Annotated in this window: 15 protein-coding genes; 6 read left to right on the forward strand and 9 right to left on the reverse strand. The window is 73.4% G+C overall.

Annotated features, from left to right (window positions below; translation table 11 throughout):
* Together MPTA5024_RS28245 and MPTA5024_RS28250 are read left to right on the forward strand one after the other, a co-directional pair.
* A partial coding sequence (locus tag MPTA5024_RS28245; protein ID WP_232326678.1) for a hypothetical protein occupies nucleotides 1–550 on the forward strand: 550 nt, incomplete at its 5' end.
* Nucleotides 547–972, forward strand: coding sequence for a hypothetical protein (locus MPTA5024_RS28250; protein WP_036330110.1), 426 nt, complete (start codon nucleotides 547–549; stop codon nucleotides 970–972). The genes MPTA5024_RS28245 and MPTA5024_RS28250, both read left to right, overlap by 4 nt.
* On the opposite strand, the gene MPTA5024_RS28255 is transcribed toward MPTA5024_RS28250, so the two are convergent.
* The 3 genes from MPTA5024_RS28255 to MPTA5024_RS41365 form a co-directional block, all read right to left on the reverse strand.
* Nucleotides 951–2,438, reverse strand: coding sequence for a carboxyl transferase domain-containing protein (locus tag MPTA5024_RS28255; RefSeq protein WP_036330112.1), 1,488 nt, complete (start codon nucleotides 2,436–2,438; stop codon nucleotides 951–953). The genes MPTA5024_RS28250 and MPTA5024_RS28255 overlap by 22 nt on opposite strands.
* A 31-nt stretch (nucleotides 2,439–2,469) precedes the next feature.
* Nucleotides 2,470–3,660: a CaiB/BaiF CoA transferase family protein gene (locus MPTA5024_RS28260; protein ID WP_036330114.1), complete on the reverse strand. Its 1,191-nt coding sequence runs from the start codon at nucleotides 3,658–3,660 to the stop codon at nucleotides 2,470–2,472.
* A gap of 126 nt (nucleotides 3,661–3,786) precedes the next feature.
* Nucleotides 3,787–3,957, reverse strand: coding sequence for a hypothetical protein (locus tag MPTA5024_RS41365; protein WP_157099767.1), 171 nt, complete (start codon nucleotides 3,955–3,957; stop codon nucleotides 3,787–3,789).
* Between the two features lie 140 nt (nucleotides 3,958–4,097).
* Here MPTA5024_RS41365 and MPTA5024_RS28265 point away from each other — a divergent pair, with 140 nt between their 5' ends.
* Entirely contained in the window at nucleotides 4,098–6,107 is a 2,010-nt protein-coding gene (locus tag MPTA5024_RS28265) for a hypothetical protein (RefSeq protein ID WP_157099768.1), read from the forward strand.
* Between the two features lie 5 nt (nucleotides 6,108–6,112).
* Here the strand turns inward: MPTA5024_RS28265 and MPTA5024_RS28270 are convergent, their stop codons facing one another.
* Complete coding sequence (locus tag MPTA5024_RS28270; RefSeq protein WP_036330119.1) at nucleotides 6,113–6,580, reverse strand: hypothetical protein; 468 nt, start codon at nucleotides 6,578–6,580, stop codon at nucleotides 6,113–6,115.
* 89 nt (nucleotides 6,581–6,669) lie between these two features.
* On the opposite strand from MPTA5024_RS28270, the gene MPTA5024_RS28275 reads away from it, so the two are divergent.
* Nucleotides 6,670–6,972, forward strand: coding sequence for a hypothetical protein (locus tag MPTA5024_RS28275; protein ID WP_036330121.1), 303 nt, complete (start codon nucleotides 6,670–6,672; stop codon nucleotides 6,970–6,972).
* 182 nt (nucleotides 6,973–7,154) lie between these two features.
* Here MPTA5024_RS28275 and MPTA5024_RS28280 read toward each other — a convergent pair whose 3' ends face one another.
* From MPTA5024_RS28280 to MPTA5024_RS28295, 4 genes are all read right to left on the reverse strand, one after another.
* Nucleotides 7,155–7,481, reverse strand: coding sequence for a hypothetical protein (locus MPTA5024_RS28280; RefSeq protein WP_157099769.1), 327 nt, complete (start codon nucleotides 7,479–7,481; stop codon nucleotides 7,155–7,157).
* Between the two features lie 105 nt (nucleotides 7,482–7,586).
* On the reverse strand, nucleotides 7,587–9,413 hold the full coding sequence (locus tag MPTA5024_RS28285) for a hydantoinase B/oxoprolinase family protein (protein WP_036330123.1): 1,827 nt from the start codon (nucleotides 9,411–9,413) through the stop codon (nucleotides 7,587–7,589).
* Entirely contained in the window at nucleotides 9,410–11,452 is a 2,043-nt protein-coding gene (locus MPTA5024_RS28290) for a hydantoinase/oxoprolinase family protein (RefSeq protein WP_036330125.1), read from the reverse strand. The genes MPTA5024_RS28285 and MPTA5024_RS28290 overlap by 4 nt, the downstream gene beginning before the upstream one ends.
* 109 nt (nucleotides 11,453–11,561) lie before the next feature.
* Nucleotides 11,562–12,263: an SRPBCC family protein gene (locus MPTA5024_RS28295; protein WP_036330127.1), complete on the reverse strand. Its 702-nt coding sequence runs from the start codon at nucleotides 12,261–12,263 to the stop codon at nucleotides 11,562–11,564.
* Nucleotides 12,264–12,700: 437 nt separating this feature from the next.
* Here MPTA5024_RS28295 and MPTA5024_RS28300 point away from each other — a divergent pair, with 437 nt between their 5' ends.
* A complete protein-coding gene (locus MPTA5024_RS28300; RefSeq protein ID WP_036330129.1) occupies nucleotides 12,701–14,188 on the forward strand; it encodes a cytochrome ubiquinol oxidase subunit I in 1,488 nt (495 codons plus the stop codon).
* Nucleotides 14,189–14,199: 11 nt separating this feature from the next.
* Nucleotides 14,200–15,159: a cytochrome d ubiquinol oxidase subunit II gene (gene cydB, locus MPTA5024_RS28305; RefSeq protein WP_051458779.1), complete on the forward strand. Its 960-nt coding sequence runs from the start codon at nucleotides 14,200–14,202 to the stop codon at nucleotides 15,157–15,159.
* Here the strand turns inward: cydB and cutA are convergent.
* The gene (gene cutA, locus MPTA5024_RS28310) at nucleotides 15,140–17,551 is read right to left on the reverse strand and encodes an aerobic carbon-monoxide dehydrogenase large subunit (RefSeq protein ID WP_036330131.1); all 2,412 of its coding nucleotides are present in this window, start codon (nucleotides 17,549–17,551) and stop codon (nucleotides 15,140–15,142) included. The two genes, cydB and cutA, sit on opposite strands and share 20 nt — an antisense overlap.
* Between the last annotated feature and the right edge of the window lie 4 nt (nucleotides 17,552–17,555).

A 17,555-nucleotide genomic window follows, 5' to 3' on the forward strand; every position in this document is an offset into this window, starting at 1 on the left:
AGCGAGGCGGCGCGCACGGCGGGTGCCGCGCCGCGTCCGCCCCCGCCCCGTCGGCGCGGCCCCGCTTCGGGCCGCCGGGCCGGGAGGCGGCATGAGCGAGCCGGGGCACAGGACCGAGATGCAGAAGGTGATCCCGCCGCGGCTGCTCGTGCCGTACCTGTCGGGCAAGCGGACGATCATCTCCGGGTACGTGTACCGGGTGCAGGACTGCGGCGGCCTCGCCTCGCCGGCCGCGCTCGTCGAGGCCCTCGACCTGTGCTTCGAAGGATCGGAGCTGACCCCCGAAGTGCCCGAACTGTACGTCCTGCGGTGGTTCGCCCGGGACATCGACACGTACGTCGTCCCCTACGGCCCGCACATGGGCGGGGATTGGAGCGATTCACCGCCGTTCACCGGGAACGGGTTCACGGCGTCGCGCGACCAGGTGGTCCCGCAGTTCCACACGATGCCGATGCCGATCCCGGCGGGCGCGCGGATCGTGCACCTCACCGGGGCGGGTGAGCGGCCCTTCGCCGGGTACGACGGCCTGACCTGGCGGCGCGCGTCATGAGCGAGGTCGAGCCCGTGGGGCTGGGGTTCATCGCCCGCTACCGCGAGCAGACGTACGCCGCGGCCGTCGGCCCCGACAGCGACGACGTGGTGCTGTTCAGCGAGGCGCCGGAGGCGGGCTTCGCCAAGGCCGGCGGCTACTGGCGGCTCCGGGTGCGCCGGACCGACCTGGAGGGGCTGACGCTGCTGCGCACCGTCGGGGCGTTCGGCGGAGAGCCGTGCCTCGTGCTCGACGAGGACGACGCCGACGGCCTGCACATCGCCTACACCGGCCACAGCGGCATGAAGGCCGAGGCCCTCGGCTACTGGCTGGTCGACCACGGGGCGTACGAGGTCGTCGTCCCCCGCGAGGAGGTCCACTCCATACGGGTGGAGCGGATCCCGGTGCCCACGTCGCGGGATCAGGACCCCAGCGACCTGTAACGGGCGAACCGGGCGGCCAGCCGCTCCGCCGGGTCCCGGTCGAGCAGGCCGATGATCTCGTACTCGAGCGTCCTGGCCACCCGGGCGCAGAACTCCTCCGGCTCGTACGCCGCGTCGGGGCACTCGGGAACGACCCGGTCCACGATGCCGTCGCGCCGCAGGTCCACGGCCCTGACGCCCTGGGCCGCCGCGATCTCCGAGGCGAAGTCGACGGTCCGGTAGAGGATGGCCGACGCGCCCTCCGGCGGCAGCGGCGACAGCCAGGCGTGCTGCGCGCAGACCACCCGGTCGGCCGGCAGCAGCGCGAGGGCGGCGCCCCCGGCGCCCTCGCCGAGCAGCAGGCACACCGTCGGCGCGTCGAGCATCACGAGGTCGGCCAGGCATCGGGCGATCTCCGCGGCGAGCCCGCCCTCCTCGGCGGCCCTCGACAGCGCCGCGCCCGCCGTGTCGATAACCGTGACGAGGGGCAGGCCGAGCTCGGACGCCAGCCGCATGCCGCGGCGGGCCACCCGCAGCCCCGCCGGGCCGAGCGCGTTCCCCGCCCGCTGCCGCCGCCGATCCTGACCGAGGACCACGGCGGGCGCCGCGCCGAACCGCGCCAGGGCCAGCAGGAGCCCCGGGTCGTCCTCCCCGGTCCCGGTGCCGTGCAGCGGGGTTACATCGGCCGCGCCGAGCTTGAGCAGGCTCCGCACGCCGGGCCGGTCGTCGCGGCGCGAGCGGGAGACGGCCTCCCAGGCCGGGACGTCGTCGGCGGACTCCTCGGGCTCCGGCCCGCGCTCCAGGCCCCGCCGCGGGGCGCAGAGCACCGACAGCGCCCGGATGGCGATCTCGCGGGCGTCCTCGGCCGACACCACGGCGTCCACCAGGCCGTGGGCGAACAGGTTCTCCGACACCTGGACGCCGCGCGGGAACGGATGGCCGTACAGCGCCTCGAACACCCGGGGGCCGAGGAAGCCGATGAGCGCGCCCGGCTCGGCCGCGGTGACGTGGCCGAGCGACCCCCAGGACGCGAACACCCCGCCCGTCGTCGGGTGGCGCAGGTAGACGACGTACGGCAGGCCGGCGGCCCGGTGCGCCCCGACGGCGGCGGTGATCTTCACCATCTGGGTGAAGGCGAGCGCGCCCTCCTGCATCCGGGTGCCTCCACTCGCGGGGGCCGCGAGCAGCGGGAGCCGTTCCGCCGTCGCCCGCTCCACGGCCCGCACGAGCCGCTCGGCCGCGGCGACCCCGATCGACCCGGCGAGGAACGAGAACTCGCAGGCCACCACGGCCACCCGGCGGCCGTCGAGCAGCCCCTCCCCGGTGACGACGGACTCGTCGTAGCCGGTCCGGGCGCGAGCGGCCGCCAGGTCGGCGGCGTACGCGGAGCCGGGTTCCGCCCGGTCCGCCGGCGGCTCGTCCCACGACAGCCAGGATCCGGGGTCGAGCACCGTCGCGATCAGGCCGCGGGCGTCCGGCCTGCTCATCGCGGGTGCTCCGGCGCGCCGGCGGCCGCCCTCACGCCCGCCGCTCCCGCTCGGCCAGCCAGGCGAGGACGGCGGCGGTGTCCTGGCCGAGGCCCGGAGGCGGCGTGTGGCCCTCACCGCCGTCGCCGCTCGTGAGGCCCTCGCCGCTGTCGCTCCCCTCGAACCGCAGCGGGGGGCCGGGAAGCTCGATGGGCCCGAGGACGGGGTGGTCGACGGTCACGACCAGGCCCTGCGACCGCACCTGGTCCCAGGCGTAGACCTCGTCGATCGACCGGATGGCCCCCGCCGGCACGCCGAGCTCGGCCAGCGCGGCCAGCCAGTGGCCCCGGTCGTGGACGGCCAGCGCCTTCTCGATGTCCGCGATCAGCTCGTCCCGGTGGGCGAACCTGTCCCGGTTCGTCGCGTACCGGGGCTGCTCCGCGTCGATGCCGAGCAGCCCGGCCGCCTTGCGCCACTGCCCCTCATTGGCCACCGCGAGCTGGATCATCCCGTCCGCGCAGCGGAAGGCCCCGTACGGCGCGATCGATGCGTGGTGGTTGCCGCCGGCCTCGGGCACCTTGCCGCCGACCGTCCAGGCCGTCCCATGGTAGGAGTGCACGCCGACGACCGAGGCGAGCAGCGAGGTCCGCACCACCGTGCCGCGGCCGGTGCGCTCGCGCTCGTAGAGGGCCGCCGCCACGCCGTACGCGCCGTGGATGCCCGCGAGGAGGTCCGCGATCGAGGCGCCCACCCGGTACGGCTCGTCGGGCGAGGGCCCGGTCAGCGACATCAGGCCCGCCTCCCCCTGAGCGATCTGGTCGTACCCCGGCCGGCCGCCCTCGGGACCGTCGTGGCCGAAGCCGGTGATCGACAGGATCACCAGCCGGGGGTTCAGCTCGTGGAGGCGCTCGACGGGGAAGCCCAGCCGGTCGAGCACGCCGGTGCGGAAGTTCTCGACGAGCACGTCGCTCTGCCTGACGAGCCGCTCGACCAGGTGACGGCCCTCATCGGACTTCATGTCCACCGTGATCGACCGCTTGTTGCGGTTGGCCGCCAGGAAGTAGGTGGAGATGTCGTGGCCGGGGCCGACGAACGGCGGCCCCCACCCCCGGGACTCGTCCCCCTCCGGATGCTCCACCTTGATCACGTGAGCGCCGAGGTCGCCGAGCATCTGCGCGCAGTGCGGCCCGGCCAGCGCCCTGGACAGGTCGAGGACGACGATTCCGCTGAGGGGTCCCTGCACTGCCGGCCTCCCGGGGTCCGTGAACGAGCGCCCTTCGCTCTTCACGGCAAGCCTGCCAGGTCAGGCCGCCGGACGGCACCCTTGGTACGGGGTTCCGATCACCGCCGGAACCCCGTACGCCCTCCGTCACACGTCACGGTGACGGGTCCCCGCGCGCCGCCCGCGCCACTGGTCCATCAGCCGGTGGACCCGCTCCCGGTTGCGCGGGTCCCGCGCCGCCGTCTTGACGCGTTCGACGCCTTCACGGCCCTTCTGGCTCTGGAAATACTCCTTGATGCGCTGGACTATCGACGCCATCTGTCCTTCACCGTCCCTTTTCGCCGGTTATGTAATCCGGCTACCCGCCTGCGGGACGGCCAATCATCGGCGTATCCGGACGTGTGCGGTGCGTGGCGGTTACCTTGGGAGCCGCGGCGGCGATCGGAGGGGACACGGGCGTGGGAGCAGTGGCACCGGGCACCGGACCGCTCTCGCCCGGTTTCTCCGGCATCTCCCCCGAGCCGATGAGCCGCTTCGTCGCCGAGATGGAGCACGCCCGGGGCGTCATCGGGGAGCACGCCGAGGCCGTGCGCCGAGTCCTCGCCGCCCGGGGACTCCCGGCCGCCTCGCTCGGCCCGATCGGCGAGGCCGAGCGGTGGCTCGACGAGCGGCTGCCCGACCTGCGCAGGCGGCGGGAGCTCGCCGCCGGCATGGCCCGCCTGCCGTCCTGGTCTCCCGGCGCCCTCCTGCCGTACGAGGAGGGGGACCTGCCCTCCCCCGCGGAGGCGCGGCGCCTCGGCGGCGAGCTCGCCGAGGCGTACCGGGCCGTCGACCCGGACGCGCTGTTCGACCCCGGGCTCGACGAGAAATACGCGCGGATCGTGCGGGCCCTGGCCGCATACGTCGACGACCCCGAGTTCACCGCGGCCTTCTTCGCCGGCATCGGCGCCCGCCGGAGCGTCGAGCTGCCGGGGCGGCTGCGCCGGGGGCTGGAGGAGGGCGTCGAGGAGGCGGTCGCCACTGTGAGCCGCGCCCTGGGCTCGGCGGTGAGCGGCGGGGCGGCGGTCCCCGGCTTCGCGGCCGTCACGCGGGCCCTCCAGGTCACCGCCGAGGGAGACGACGACCGCCGGGGCGTGGGCGATCTGCTGTCCGGCGGCCGCTTCCCCACCGAGTGGCTCGCCGGGGTCGTGGCGGCGCAGGCGTTCCTCCCGCACGGCGGCCCCTCCGGCGCGACCCTAGCCCCGTATCTCGACGCGCTGGCCCGCCACCCCTCGGCCGCGCGGCTGGCGATCTGGAGCGTCACCCGCGACGCCCCACGGCCGCCCGACGCCCTGGGACGGCTGCTGTCCCCCGTCCCCGCGCTCGCCGGCGTCGACCGCCGGCCCGACCTGGTGACGTTCCTGCGGGAGCTCAACGCCCGGACCGTGCGGGACGACGCCTCCGCCGCCGCGTTCGGACGGCTGCTCGCCGCGGCGTCCGGCGCGTACGACGAGAGGGACGGCGCGCACAGCGACGTCGCCGCCCGGTTCGCGTTCACGGTCATCACCGGCGCGGCCCGCTTCCCGTTCGCGCCGCCGGCCCGCGTCCACCTGGCCGAGATCGCCGGATCGTACGCCACCGAGATGACCGAGGGCGCCGACCTGGGCGACGACAACCAGTTGCTGCCGAGCGCGTACGGGCCCGTGCGCTCGCGCATCCCCGGCCTGCGTCCCGCGTTCCGGCTCAGCCCAGAGGACACGTTCCGCTTCCTGCTGACCTTCGCCGGCGACGCCGCGGCCAGGGCGCCGTTCGACGCCGGCATGGGCGAGCTGACGCTGCGCCTCGTGAAGGAGGGCGTCCCGGCGATGCGCGCGGCCGGGAGCCCCACCCGGCTGGACGACCTCTTCGCGGCGCTGGGCAACGTCCGCGGCTTCGAGCTCGGCGCCGCGGAGAAGCTCGGCCGGCCGATCGACGACCGCGCCGAGGCCGCCCGGAGCGACTGGAGCTTCGGCTACGGCAGCACGCTGGGCATGGCCGGGCTGGCCGTGCCGGGAGGCATGTACGGCGCCATCGCGTGGACCGCCCTCAGCATGGGATGGTCGCTCCTCGACACCTACCAGGACGACCCGCCCGGCGTGGTCGGCAAGCTCCGGGACCTGGACGACCGGGAGACCCTCGGCCGCCGGCACGCCGTCGCCCAGATGCTCATGGACGCCGGCTTCCCGGCGAAGGTGCCGCCCCCGGAGTTCCAGGCCTTCCTTCCGCCCGGCGTGTCCGTCGCCGGCTCGGACGGCCGCCTGCGCCCCTTCGCCGACATTCTCCAGTCCGGCCCCCGCTCCCTCCGTGCCCTCGACCAATGGTTCATCACCAACGGCATGGGCAGCGACAAGAAGTCACTTGGAGACCTGTCCCAGGACCTTGCGGCGCACTTCGACGGACAGAAAAGTTACGGTCGAGTTCATTCTCTCCAATTCAACGATCAGAACTGAGGCCGTCACAGACATTCGGTCTCGCCGCTGACCACATACACACCGTCGCCGGACGAGTCCAGCGTCAGCAGGGTTTTTGCAGAACTGTCGCTCACCCTGATCGGCTCATTCATCGATCGCAGGCTCACGACTTCATAGGGAGCGACATGCTGCACCGTACCCAGCAGCATGGAACGCAGCGTATCGGGACGCCGATTCGGGAGATCGCCACCGGTGGCCGCGAAGGTCTGCTTGGCTCTGCCGTCGCCGCAAGGGATGTCCTTGCCGCCGGGGTCGGTGATGGTCACCTTCTGCGCATTGCGCTCTTTGAGCAGTCGGAGAATGTGATTTTTCAAAGTTTGGCCGGCTTGGGCGGCGGTCGGGGTGTCGTCTTCGGTACAGGCGATCGGCGCGAAAGACACCAATGCCACTACGACGGCGATACGGCGAAGGCGCATGGAAACGGGCAGGCCGGGCATCGTCTTCGCCTCCATGTCTGGCCGGGATCATCTCGAGCACACATAATCTCAAGGAGAACCCGCGCGCCACCATGTATTCGCCGCCGCAATGGAGGAGTACCGGCTTGGCCACGCACGACGACCTGGTGCCGAATCCACGGCATCGGGAGCTGGAGGCGGCGCTGGCGGCGGTACGGGAGCACCTCCACGTCCTGGAGACGGCCCTCGACGCCGCCTGCGCTCAGTTCGGCGGCGAAGCGGTGTGGGTGGGGCCGGCCGCCCGGGCGTTCGGCGACGAGCTGCAGGGCAGGCGCGCCCGGCTCAGGGCCGCGGCACGGCAGGTGCTCTCCGAGCTGGAGGCAGAGCTTCGCACCACTCCCAGCCACGTGCCCAGAACGGCAGCCGCCGCCACAACCGGCTGGGCCTAATCACCTCCCGACGAGGGCCTGCACATCAAGCCCCAAGCCGCTCGGGAGCCGCATTACACAACGGAGCGGCCGAGCCGGCAAGTCCCCCATGGGCGCACACCGAAACCGAGCCAGGGCCGCTCCCCGCCATATGGCGGCCAGATGCGTCCCCGCGAAGCTGGGCACGCCGAGGCTGGGCCGCCTCACCAGCCGGCGGGGCGGGGAGGGTCGGCGGGCTGGGGGCGTGCGCGCAGCCACCGGAAGAGCGATCGGGCCGCCCTGCGCGGGTCGGTGTGGATCTCGCGCCGGAACTCGAGTTCAGGCGGGTCCCGGAAGACCACGGCGTACCGGTTCTCGCCCCACAGCGACACGGAGGCGTGCCACTGCGCCTCCTCGCCACGAGGCCGGACGATCATGTAGGTGTTGTCCGCCGGGTGCAGTTCCTCGACCAGCACCGCGAGGGCCACCCGCGAGGGGTCCGCGACCCGGTACCCGTCCTGAGTCCGGGCACAGTACTTAGCCGCCGCCATCCCATCGGCCCCTTCTCGAGTCGGGCAGCGGCTCAAGCATGACGTAGGAGCTCCTGGTCCGGAGGCCGTTACCGCAATCTCCCGGCCGCAGGAGGGCGGCGGCCTCTAAAGCAGGTCGACGTCCGCGTGGGGGGCGCCGCCGGAAAGGGTGGGATAACCGGCGCCGCGGTCGAAGAAGGCGGCCGGACGGCCCGCGCGCAGCTCCGCCCGCAGCTTCCCGGTCGCCTCGGCGTCCACCTGGGGGTCGCCCGCGGGGCCGGTCAGGACGACTCCGTAGTCCTCACGCGCCCCCTCGGGCGAGACCTTGCCGTCCCGGACGTCGGCGGCGACCTTCTCGGCCGGCCGGTCGTACGGGGAGCCCCAGCCGCCGCCCCCGGTCGTCCGGACCCTGATGATCTCGCCTGCCCGCACGGGGAAGTCGTCGACGAGGCCCTCCATCTCCTCGCCGTTCACGGTCACCTGGAAGGGACGGCCGGCCCGGCCGCCGTTCACGCCCCAGCACGACAGGATCGACCGGTCGGCGATGGACATGAAGGACGCGTCCCGCAGCATGCGGATGTGCTTGTCGTACCCGAGCCCGCCGCGGAACTCCCCCGGCCCGCCGCTGTCGACGGCGAGTCCGAGCCGCTCGACCCGGAACGGCCAGCGGGCCTCGGCGAACTCGACCGGGATGTTGCGGGAGTCGGGGACGATGTGGATGGTGTCCTCGCCGTCGGCGTACCAGCGTCCGCCGGAGCCGCCGCCGAGGACCTCCCGCATGAGGTACGGCCCGTCGTCCGACTCGCCGTACACGCCGGTGTAGCGGATCGTCTCCTGGTCGGCGGGCATGCGGCCGCCGGTGGCCTTGGCCAGCACCCCGGCCAGGACGCCGAGGAGGCGGAGGATCACGAACGTCCGGGCGTTGGTGGGGGCCGGGAAGATCGGGGTGAGCAGCGTGCCCTTCTCCGGGAACACCATCTTGATCAGCGGCACGACGCCCTCGTTGACGTCGAGCTCCGCCATCCGCTCCGGGGTGTCGGCCAGGTTGCGCAGGATCGGGGCGAGCCACTTCTTCAGGAAGACCCCGTCGGCGTAGTCGCCCGCGTGGTTGATGGGCCCCTTGGCCTGCGGTGAGGTTCCGGTGAAGTCGATGGTCAGCGGCGGGTCGGCCGCGTGGTCGACCGTGAGCGTGATCCGCTGGGCGTGCAGGCGGGGATCGTCGACGCCGTCGTGCTCGGCGTAGTCCTCCCAGACGTGCACCCCCTCGGGGATCTTCGACAGCAGCTCCCGGCGGAACGTCTCGGTGGTCTTGGCGATGATCGCGTCGAAGCAGGCCTCGACCGCCCCGCGGCCGTACCGGTCGAAGAGCTCGCCGAGCCTGCGGGCGCCCATCAGGCAGGCCGAGCACTCGGCGTCGAGGTCGCCGGCCAGCGAGTCGGGCATCCGGGAGTTGCGCGTCATGATCGTCAAGGCGGCCCGGTTGGGCACGCCCTGGTCCCACAGCCTGATCGGGGGGACCATGAGGCCCTCCTCGAACGCGCTGCGCGCGTGGGACGGCATCGACCCGGGGACGGCGCCGCCGATGTCGTCGTGGTGGCCGAACGCCTGCACGAACGCCACGACCTGCCCATCGTGGAACACGGGCACGGTGACGCACAGGTCGGGCAGGTGCCCGATGCCGCCCTCCGACAGGTAGACGTCGTTGTGGAAGAAGACGTCGCCGGGCCGCATCGTGCCGATCGGGAAGTCGCGGACGACGGGCTGCACCAGGGCCGAGTACGACCGGCCGGTCAGCTTGCGCAGCCGGACGTCGTGGATGCCCGCCCGGAAGTCGTGCGCGTCCCGGATCATGGGCGACCGGGCGGTGCGGGCGATGGCGGTCTCCACCTCCATCTCGACGGAGGCGAGGGTGCCCTCGACGATCTCCACCAGGATCGGGTCGACGGTGCTCATCGGTCGCTCACCACCACGAGGTTGCCGTAGTCGTCCATGGTCGCGGTGAAGCCGGGATGGACGGGGAGGGTGGAGCCGTACTCCTCGACGACCGCCGGGCCGCGGACGACCGCGCCCGCGCCGAGGTCGCCCCGGCGGTAGACGACGGTGCGGCCCCACTGCTCGTAGTACACGCCGCGGGTGGCGACCGGGCTGGGCTCGTCGGTCTGCGGCGTCCTCCGTGCGATCTTCGGCCGGCTGATGGGCCCGACGCCCGACACCCGGAGGTTGACCCACTCGACGGCGTGCCGGGGGTCGCCGCGGTAGCCGTACCCGTAGAGCCGCTCGTGCTCCCGGTGGAACCGCTCCTCCACGACGCCGCGCCACTCCGCGTCCGGCGGGCCGTCCGGGGCGGGGACCCGCACCTCGTAAGCCTGGCCGTAGTAGCGCAGGTCGGCGCTGCGGACGTACACGTGGCGGGCGAAGCCCTCCCGGTCGAGCGCCGCGGCGGCCTGGGCCTCCAGGTCGGCGAAGATCTCGGCCAGCAGGCCGGGCGAGGGGTCCCGGGAGACGTGCGTGCGCACGTAGTCGTTCTTGACGTCGACCGTGAGCAGGCCGAACGCCGAGACGTTGCCGGGGTCGGGCGGCACGATCGCCGCCGGCAGCCCGAGGATGTCGATGAGCCGGCAGGCGAGCAGCGGCCCCGACCCGCCGAACGCGACGAGCGGGAAGTCCCGCACGTCGAGGCCGCGCTTGACCGTGATCTGGCGGATCGCGTTCGACTGGTTGAACGCGCTGATCTCCAGGATGCCGGTCGCGCACCGCTCGGGCGTGAGGCCGAGCCTGCCGGCCAGCGCCTCGACGCCGGCCCGGGCCGCGGCGACGTCGAGGGGGATCTCGCCGCCCAGCAGGTGCGGGGGCACCCGGCCGAGGAAGACGTGGGCGTCGGTCACCGTGACCTCGGTGCCGCCCCTGGCGTAGCAGATCGGGCCGGGGTCGGCGCCGGCCGAGCGGGGGCCGACCTTGAGCGTGCCCTCGGGGGAGATCCAGGCGACCGAGCCGCCGCCGGCCCCCACGGTCACGATGTCGATCATGGGGATCTTGCACGGGTAGCGGCCGATGCTGCCCTCGGTGGTCAGGGACGGCTCGCCGTCCACCACCACGGCCACGTCGGTCGAGGTGCCGCCGCCGTCGAGTGTGATCGCGCTCGGCCGTCCGGCCGTACCGGCGATCATGGCGGCGCCCAGGGCGCCCGCCGCCGGGCCGGACAGCACGGTGGTGATCGGCTGGTTGACCACCTCGGCGGCCGACAGCACGCCGCCGTTGCTCTTCATGACCGAGAACCCGCGGCCGAGCCGCTCCGACAGGTTGGCGATGTAGCGGCGCATGACCGGCTTGACCGCGGCGTCGACGAGGGTGGTGACCGACCGCTCGTACTCCCGGTACTCCCGCAGGACGTCGCTCGACAGCGAGACGACGGCGCCGGGGTGCTCGCGGGCCAGCACGTCGCGCATGCGCCGCTCGTGCTCCGGGTTGGCGTAGGAGTGGAGGAAGCAGACCCCTACGGCGGTGATCCCACGCTCGGCGAACCAGCGGGCCACCTCCACGGCCCCCTCCTCGTCGAACGGCCGGACCTCGCGGCCCAGGTGGTCGAGGCGCCCGCCCACCGTCCGCACCCTGCCGACCGGCACGATCCGCGGCGGCTTCACCCAGAAGTACGAGTTGCCGTACCCGTCGGGGACGCTCTGCCGGGCGATCTCGAGCACGAACTCGAAGCCCTCGGTCGTGACGAACCCGAGATGGGCGGTGCCGCCGGGCCGGTCCTCCAGCAGCTGGTTGGTCGCGACCGTGGTGCCGTGGACGATCGCGGACACCGCGTCCACGCCGAGCGAGCCGCCGTGGGCCTCCAGCACCTTGTGAACGCCTGCCATGAACCCGTCTGCCGGGTTGGCAGGAGTCGAGGGGGTCTTGGTCGTGACGATCTGACCGGTCTCCTCGTCGACGAGGACGACGTCGGTGAACGTGCCCCCCGTGTCGACCCCGATGCGGACGCTAGGCATGCTCCTGTTTACCGAGGGCGGCCGAGGGGCCGAACCGGCGCACTCTGCCGAAGAATCGGCATGCCGTCGTCAGACCCTGCCCACAGTGGCGACCGCGCGGCGGGCCGGGTCAGCGCCGGCGGGTGGCGCGGCCGAGGAGCCAGCCGATGGCCGCGCTCCCGAGGGCGACGGCGGAGCCCATGCCGAAGGCCGCGAGCATGGTCCACGCGGGCACGCCCTGGCGGGCGGCGGCGGCCGGCTCGGGGCCGCGGGTGTAGACCGCGGGCGCGGCGGGCTCCTGCGCCGCCTGGCCCGGTACGCCCTGGGCCTGCGCCGGCTGACCCTGTACGGCCTGGCCCTGGGCGGCCTGACCCTGGGCGGCCGCGGCGGCGGGGACGGACAGCAGGTGCCGCTCGACCGCCGCGAAGAACTCTCCCGCCGTCTTCTTGGCGACCGAGCCGAGCATCCGCTGGCCCACGCCGCCGATCATGCCGCCCACGACGGCGTCGGCGTCGTAGTCGACGCGGGTGCCGCCCTCGGCGTCGCTGAGGCGCACCCGCACGGTCGCGTCGACCGTGCCGGGAGCGCCCTGGCCGCTCGCCCTGAGCACGAACCGATCCGGCTCCTCCGGGTCGGACAGGGCGACCTCACCCAGGTAAAGGCCCTTGATCGAGGCCACCCCGGCGGTCACCGTCATCTTGTAGACGTCAGGACCGACCGCTTCCAGGCGCTCGCATCCGGGGATCGTGCGCACCAGGACGGCCGGGTCCTGCAGGGCGTCCCACACCCGCTTGCGCTCCGCTGCCACCAGCGCGTTCCCGACGACCTTCATGGGCCACCTCCGATGCCGAGCACCTTAGAGAATCACCACGGCGGGGAGAACGGCAACATCTGCCCTTCGGCATGCCGGTGATGGTGCACAAGTTACATCGGCGGCGCTCCCCTTGGGGGCGACCGGCGTCACCCCGGCGGCGTACGGCCGGATCAGCCGCGCGGCGGACGCCCATTGCCCCCGTTTCGCCCACCATTGGTGTCATGCCGCCGCGGAGGGCGGCGCCGCCCGGGCGGTCCCGCCTGGGCGGCGTCACGGCAGTCGACGGCAGGACGACGCTCGGAAAGGGCGCCGCGAACCGGGATCGGGGGGCCTCGTCCCGGTGTGACGAAGATCGCACCTCGTCGCGGCCCCGCACGCTCCCATTGCTCTACAAGCCGTAGTACTACTGGAGATAGAACTACAGGCTGTAGAGCTCCGGCACCCGCGAGGGGGACATGGACGCGCTGGACCTGGCACGGTGGCAGTTCGGGGTCACCACCGTGTACCACTTTCTCTTCGTACCCCTGACGATCGGCCTCGGGGTCTTCGTGGCCGGGCTCCAGACCGCCTGGAACCGGACCGGCGAGGAGCACTACCTCACGCTCACGAAGTTCTTCGGGAAGCTCTTCCTGATCAACTTCGCGATGGGCGTGGTGACCGGTCTCGTGCAGGAGTTCCAGTTCGGGATGAACTGGAGCGAGTACTCGACCTTCGTCGGCGACGTCTTCGGGGCGCCGCTGGCGCTGGAGGCGCTGCTCGCGTTCTTCCTGGAGTCCACCTTCCTCGGCCTGTGGATCTTCGGCTGGGACCGGCTGCCGAAGCGGGTCCATCTCGCCTGCCTGTGGGCCGCCGTCATCGGCTCGAACCTGTCGGCGTACTTCATCCTCGCGGCCAACGCCTGGATGAAGCACCCGGTCGGGTACGAGGTGGTGGACGGCCGGGCCCGGATGACCGACCTGTGGGCCGTGCTGACCAACTCCACCGCGCTCGCCCAGGTGCCCCACGTCGTGGCCGGGGCGTTCGTGGTCGCGGGCGGCTTCGTGATCGCGGTCAGCGGCTACCGGATCCTGCGCGAGCGCGGTCTCGCCCTGGTCCCCGGCCGGGGGCGCGGACGCAAGCCCGGCCCGGACGCCGCGACGCCGACGCCGCACCGGACCGGCATGTGGCGCACCAGCCTGCGGGCGGCCCTCGTCATGACCGCGCTCGCGGGCGTCGTCGTCGCGGGGACCGGCGACACGTCGGGCCGGCTCCTCGCCGAGCAGCAGCCGATGAAGCTGGCCGCGGCCGAGGGCCTGCGCCACGACACGGCGGGCGCGGCGTTCTCGATCGTCCCCGGCGTCGAGGTGCCCCGCCTGCTCAGCCTCCTGTCGGCGCACGACCCGGGCGCGACCGTGCAGGGCATCGACGACATCCAGGCCCGGTACGAGAAGACGTTCGGGCCGGCGGACTACCGGCCCGACCTGCCCGTGGTCTTCTGGTCGTTCCGCGTGATGATCGGCTTCGGGATGGCGACGGTCGGGCTGTCGGTGCTCGGCCTCTGGCTGACCCGGGGCGGCGCGAGCCGCCGCGGGAGCCGTCGCGGTAGCCGTCGCGGCGCCCGCGCCGGGCGTCCGGTGCCGGCGTGGTTCGCGCGGGCCTGCGTGCTGGCGCTGCCGCTGCCCACCGCGGCGATCGTGGCGGGGTGGCTGCTCAGCGAGATCGGCCGCCAGCCGTGGACCGTGCAGGGCGAGCTCATGACGGCCGCGAGCGTCTCCCCCGGCGTGAGCCTCGCCGAGGTGGGAATCACCCTGGCCGTCTTCACGGTCCTGTACGGCGTGCTGGCCCTGGCCGAGGGCGCGCTGCTGCTGCGCCACGTCAAGGCCGGTCCCGAGGCGCCCGCCCCGGCCGGGCCCGCCCCCGCCGAGCCGGACGAGGCCCGGCTCGCCCCCACCCTCATGTACTGAGGAGCTTCGCGATGACGACGTTCTGGTTCCTGGTGATCGCCTTCCTCTGGACGGGCTACTTCGTGCTGGAGGGCTTCGACTTCGGGGTGGGCGCCCTGCTGCCGCTGCTGTCGCGGTCGCAGGCCGACCGCAGGCAGGTGCTCGGCACGATCGGGCCCGTGTGGGACGGCAACGAGGTCTGGCTGATCACGGCGATCGGCGCGATGTTCGCCGCCTTCCCCGCGTGGTACTCGGGCCTGCTGAGCGGCTACTACCTGCCCCTCTTCCTCGTCATCGCCGGCCTCGTGGTGCGCGGCGTCGGCCTGGAGTGGCGGGGCAAGGTCCGCTCCCGCCGGGAGGTCGCCCTGTGCGACGCCGGCATCGTGACCGGCAGCGTGCTCCCCGCGTTCCTGTGGGGCGCCGTCTTCGGGAACCTCCTGTACGGCACGCCTGCGGCGACCGTGCTCGGCGGCGCGCTCTCACTGTCGGTCGCCGTCCTGCACGGCGCGGTGTTCGTCGCGCTCAAGACGACCGGGCCGGTCCGGGACCGGGCGCGCCGGGCCGCCGCGCTGGCCGCGGCCGGCGCGGTCCCCGCCGCGGTCGTCGCGCTGCCGTCGATCGCGGGCGACCACGGCCGGCCCTGGACGTGGGGAGTGGCCCTGCTCGCCATGGCCGCGCTGTCGGCCGGGGCGGCCCTGTCCTGGCGGCGCCGCGAGGGCTGGGCCTTCGTCGCCACCGCCACGGCGATCGCGGCGACCACGGCCGCCCTGTTCGGCGCACTGTGGGCGGCGCCGCTCCCCGGGCTGACGCTCGCCGAGGCGGCCTCCGCGCCGTACACGCTGCGGGTGCTCACCTGGATCGGCCTGGTCGCGCTGCCCGGCGTGATCGCCTACCAGGCCTGGACCTACTGGGTCTTCCGCCGGCGCGTGTCCGCGCCGGCGCAGCCCGCGCCCGAGAGCCCGCGGCAGGTCCTCACGGGGCGCCAGGCGTGATCCCGGCGTCGCGGGCCTGACGCAGGGCGTGGAGGTCGGACGGCGAGATGGGCATCCGGTCGACGACGATGCCCTCGGCGTCCTCCACGGCGGCGGCGATGACGGCGGAGACGGGGATCACGCCTGCCTCGCCCGCGCCCTTGATGCCGAGAGGGTTCAGCGGCGAGGGCGTCTCCAGGTGGGCCGTCTCGATTCGGGGGACCTCGGTCGCGTAGGGCATCAGGAAGTCCATGAACGAGGCGTTGAGCAGCTGGCCGTGCTCGTCGTAGACCATCTTCTCGTAGAGCGCGCCGCCGACGCCCTGCGCCACCCCGCCGTGGATCTGCCCCTCGACGATCATGGGGTTGATCAGCCGCCCGCAGTCGTGGACGACGGCGTACCGCAGGATCGTGATCTCGGCCGTCTCGGGGTCGGTCTCGACGACGGCGGCGTGCATGCCGGAGGCGAACGTCGACCGGACGGGCGAGTAGTAGTCCCTGCCCTCCAGGCCGGGCTCGTCCCCCTCGCTCACCGGCGGCCGGTCCGGGGAGGACGACCCGGCGAACTGGGTGGCCCGCTGCGTCTCCTCGTCGAAGGCGTACCGCAGGGGGTTCGACAGGACGGCGACCGTGGCCAGCGGGATCGACGCCGAGGGCGTCCCGACGACGTGGACGAGGCCGTCGGTGATCTCCAGGTCGCGCGGGTCGGCCTCCAGGGCGTCCGCGGCGATCCTGAGGGCCTTCTCCCTGACCTTGCGGCAGGCCAGGGCGATGGCGCTGCCGCTCATGACGGCCGCCCGCGAGGCGAACGTGCCCACGGCGTACCCGAACCGCCGGGTGTCGCCGGTGACGACGGACACCTTCTCGATCGGCACGCCCAGCTCCGTGGCCGCGATCTGGGCGAACACGGTCTCGTGGCCCTGCCCCTGCGAGGTGAGGCCGGTGGACACGTGCACCCGGCCGTCGGAGGTGATCTGCACGTGGCCGCCCTCGTACGGCCCGACTCCCGTGCCCTCGACGTAGCAGCCGATCCCGATGCCGATTCTGCGGCCCTCGGCCGCCGCCCGCGCCCTGGCCTCGGGGAAGGCGTCCCAGCCGATCAGCTCCTTGAGCATCCTCAGCGACTCGGGGTAGTCGCCGCTGTCGTAGATCAGCGGCCGGCCGTCCTGGAACGTCAGCCCCTGGTCGTAGGGGAACTCGCCGGGCTGGATGAAGTTGAGGGCCCTGACCTCGGTGCGGTCCCTGCCCAGGAAGGCCGCGATCCGGTCGATCGTGCGCTCCATGCAGAACACGCCCTGCGGCCGCCCGGCCCCGCGGTACGGCGTGACCTGCACCGTGTTGGTGTAGATGGAGGAGAACTCCACCCGGTAGGCGCCCACCTTGTACGGCCCGAGGAGCTGGGTCGAGGTGATGATCGGCACGATGATCCCGTACGGCGTGTAGGCGCCGTGGTCGTGCAGGATCGTCACGTCGAGGCCGAGGAGCCGGCCGTCGTCGTCGAAGCCGACCCGCACGTACTGCACCTGGCCGCGCTCGTGGGCCGAGGAGACGAAGTGCTCGCGCCGGTCCTCGGTCCACTTGACCTCGCGGCCGAGCAGGCGGGCGGCCCACGGCACGAGGATCTCCTCCGGCCAGGGGTGGACGATCTTCACGCCGAACCCGCCGCCCACGTCGGGCGCGATCACCTCGACCTTCGGCAGCGGCAGGCCCAGCTTGGCCGCGATGGCCATCCGCACGCTGGTCGAGGTCTGCGTCGAGGAGTACACCCGCAGCGATTCGTCGTCGGCGTCCCAGCGCGCGTACACGCCCCTCCCCTCCAGGGGCGTGCTGGCGCTGCGCTCGATGTCGAGCCGGAACGCGAGCGTGTGCGGCGCCGCCTCGATGGCCTCCCTGGCCGACAGGCCGGCCGGCGAGGGCACCTCCTGCACGAGGTTGGCGCCGACGTTGCCCGGCACGTCCTCGTGGACCAGGTGGACGCCCTGGGCGGCCTCCTCCACCCCCACGACCGGCTTGAGGATCTCGTAGTCGACGCGGATGAGCGCGCAGGCGTCCTCGGCCAGGTAGCGGTCGCGGGCCACGACCATGACGACCGGCTCGCCGACGTGGCGCACGACCTCCCGGGCGAGCGGGTACGCCGTGCGGCCGTGGGTGAGCGCGGGGTGGGGGATCAGCAGCGGCAGCGGCTCGGCGAGGGCGCCCGGCAGGTCCTCCCAGGTGTAGATCGCGACCAGGCCGTCCACGTCGACGGCGTCGGAGACGTCGATGTCGAGGATCCGGGCGTGGGCGTGCGGGGACCTGACGAACGCGGCGGCCAGGGCGTCGCGGCCGTGGTCGTCGAGGTAGCGGCCCTGGCCGGTGACGAGCCTGGCGTCCTCCCTCCGCCGGACGGGCTCCCCGAAGAGCTTGGTCGTCATGCGC

This window comes from Microbispora sp. ATCC PTA-5024 (assembly GCF_000511135.2).
Taxonomy (GTDB): domain Bacteria; phylum Actinomycetota; class Actinomycetes; order Streptosporangiales; family Streptosporangiaceae; genus Microbispora; species Microbispora corallina.

Excerpts from the sequence above, each read along its gene's own strand:
- cydB (WP_051458779.1), top strand. The coding sequence starts at position 14,200 with ATGACGACGTTCTGGTTCCTGGTGATCGCCTTCCTCTGGACGGGCTAC.
- MPTA5024_RS28290 (WP_036330125.1), bottom strand. The coding sequence starts at position 11,452 with ATGCCTAGCGTCCGCATCGGGGTCGACACGGGGGGCACGTTCACCGAC.
- cutA (WP_036330131.1), bottom strand. The coding sequence starts at position 17,551 with ATGACGACCAAGCTCTTCGGGGAGCCCGTCCGGCGGAGGGAGGACGCC.
- MPTA5024_RS28250 (WP_036330110.1), top strand. The coding sequence starts at position 547 with ATGAGCGAGGTCGAGCCCGTGGGGCTGGGGTTCATCGCCCGCTACCGC.
- MPTA5024_RS28300 (WP_036330129.1), top strand. The coding sequence starts at position 12,701 with ATGGACGCGCTGGACCTGGCACGGTGGCAGTTCGGGGTCACCACCGTG.
- MPTA5024_RS28280 (WP_157099769.1), bottom strand. The coding sequence starts at position 7,481 with ATGGCGGCGGCTAAGTACTGTGCCCGGACTCAGGACGGGTACCGGGTC.
- MPTA5024_RS28285 (WP_036330123.1), bottom strand. The coding sequence starts at position 9,413 with ATGAGCACCGTCGACCCGATCCTGGTGGAGATCGTCGAGGGCACCCTC.
- MPTA5024_RS28255 (WP_036330112.1), bottom strand. The coding sequence starts at position 2,438 with ATGAGCAGGCCGGACGCCCGCGGCCTGATCGCGACGGTGCTCGACCCC.
- MPTA5024_RS28295 (WP_036330127.1), bottom strand. The coding sequence starts at position 12,263 with ATGAAGGTCGTCGGGAACGCGCTGGTGGCAGCGGAGCGCAAGCGGGTG.
- MPTA5024_RS28270 (WP_036330119.1), bottom strand. The coding sequence starts at position 6,580 with ATGGAGGCGAAGACGATGCCCGGCCTGCCCGTTTCCATGCGCCTTCGC.
- MPTA5024_RS41365 (WP_157099767.1), bottom strand. The coding sequence starts at position 3,957 with ATGGCGTCGATAGTCCAGCGCATCAAGGAGTATTTCCAGAGCCAGAAG.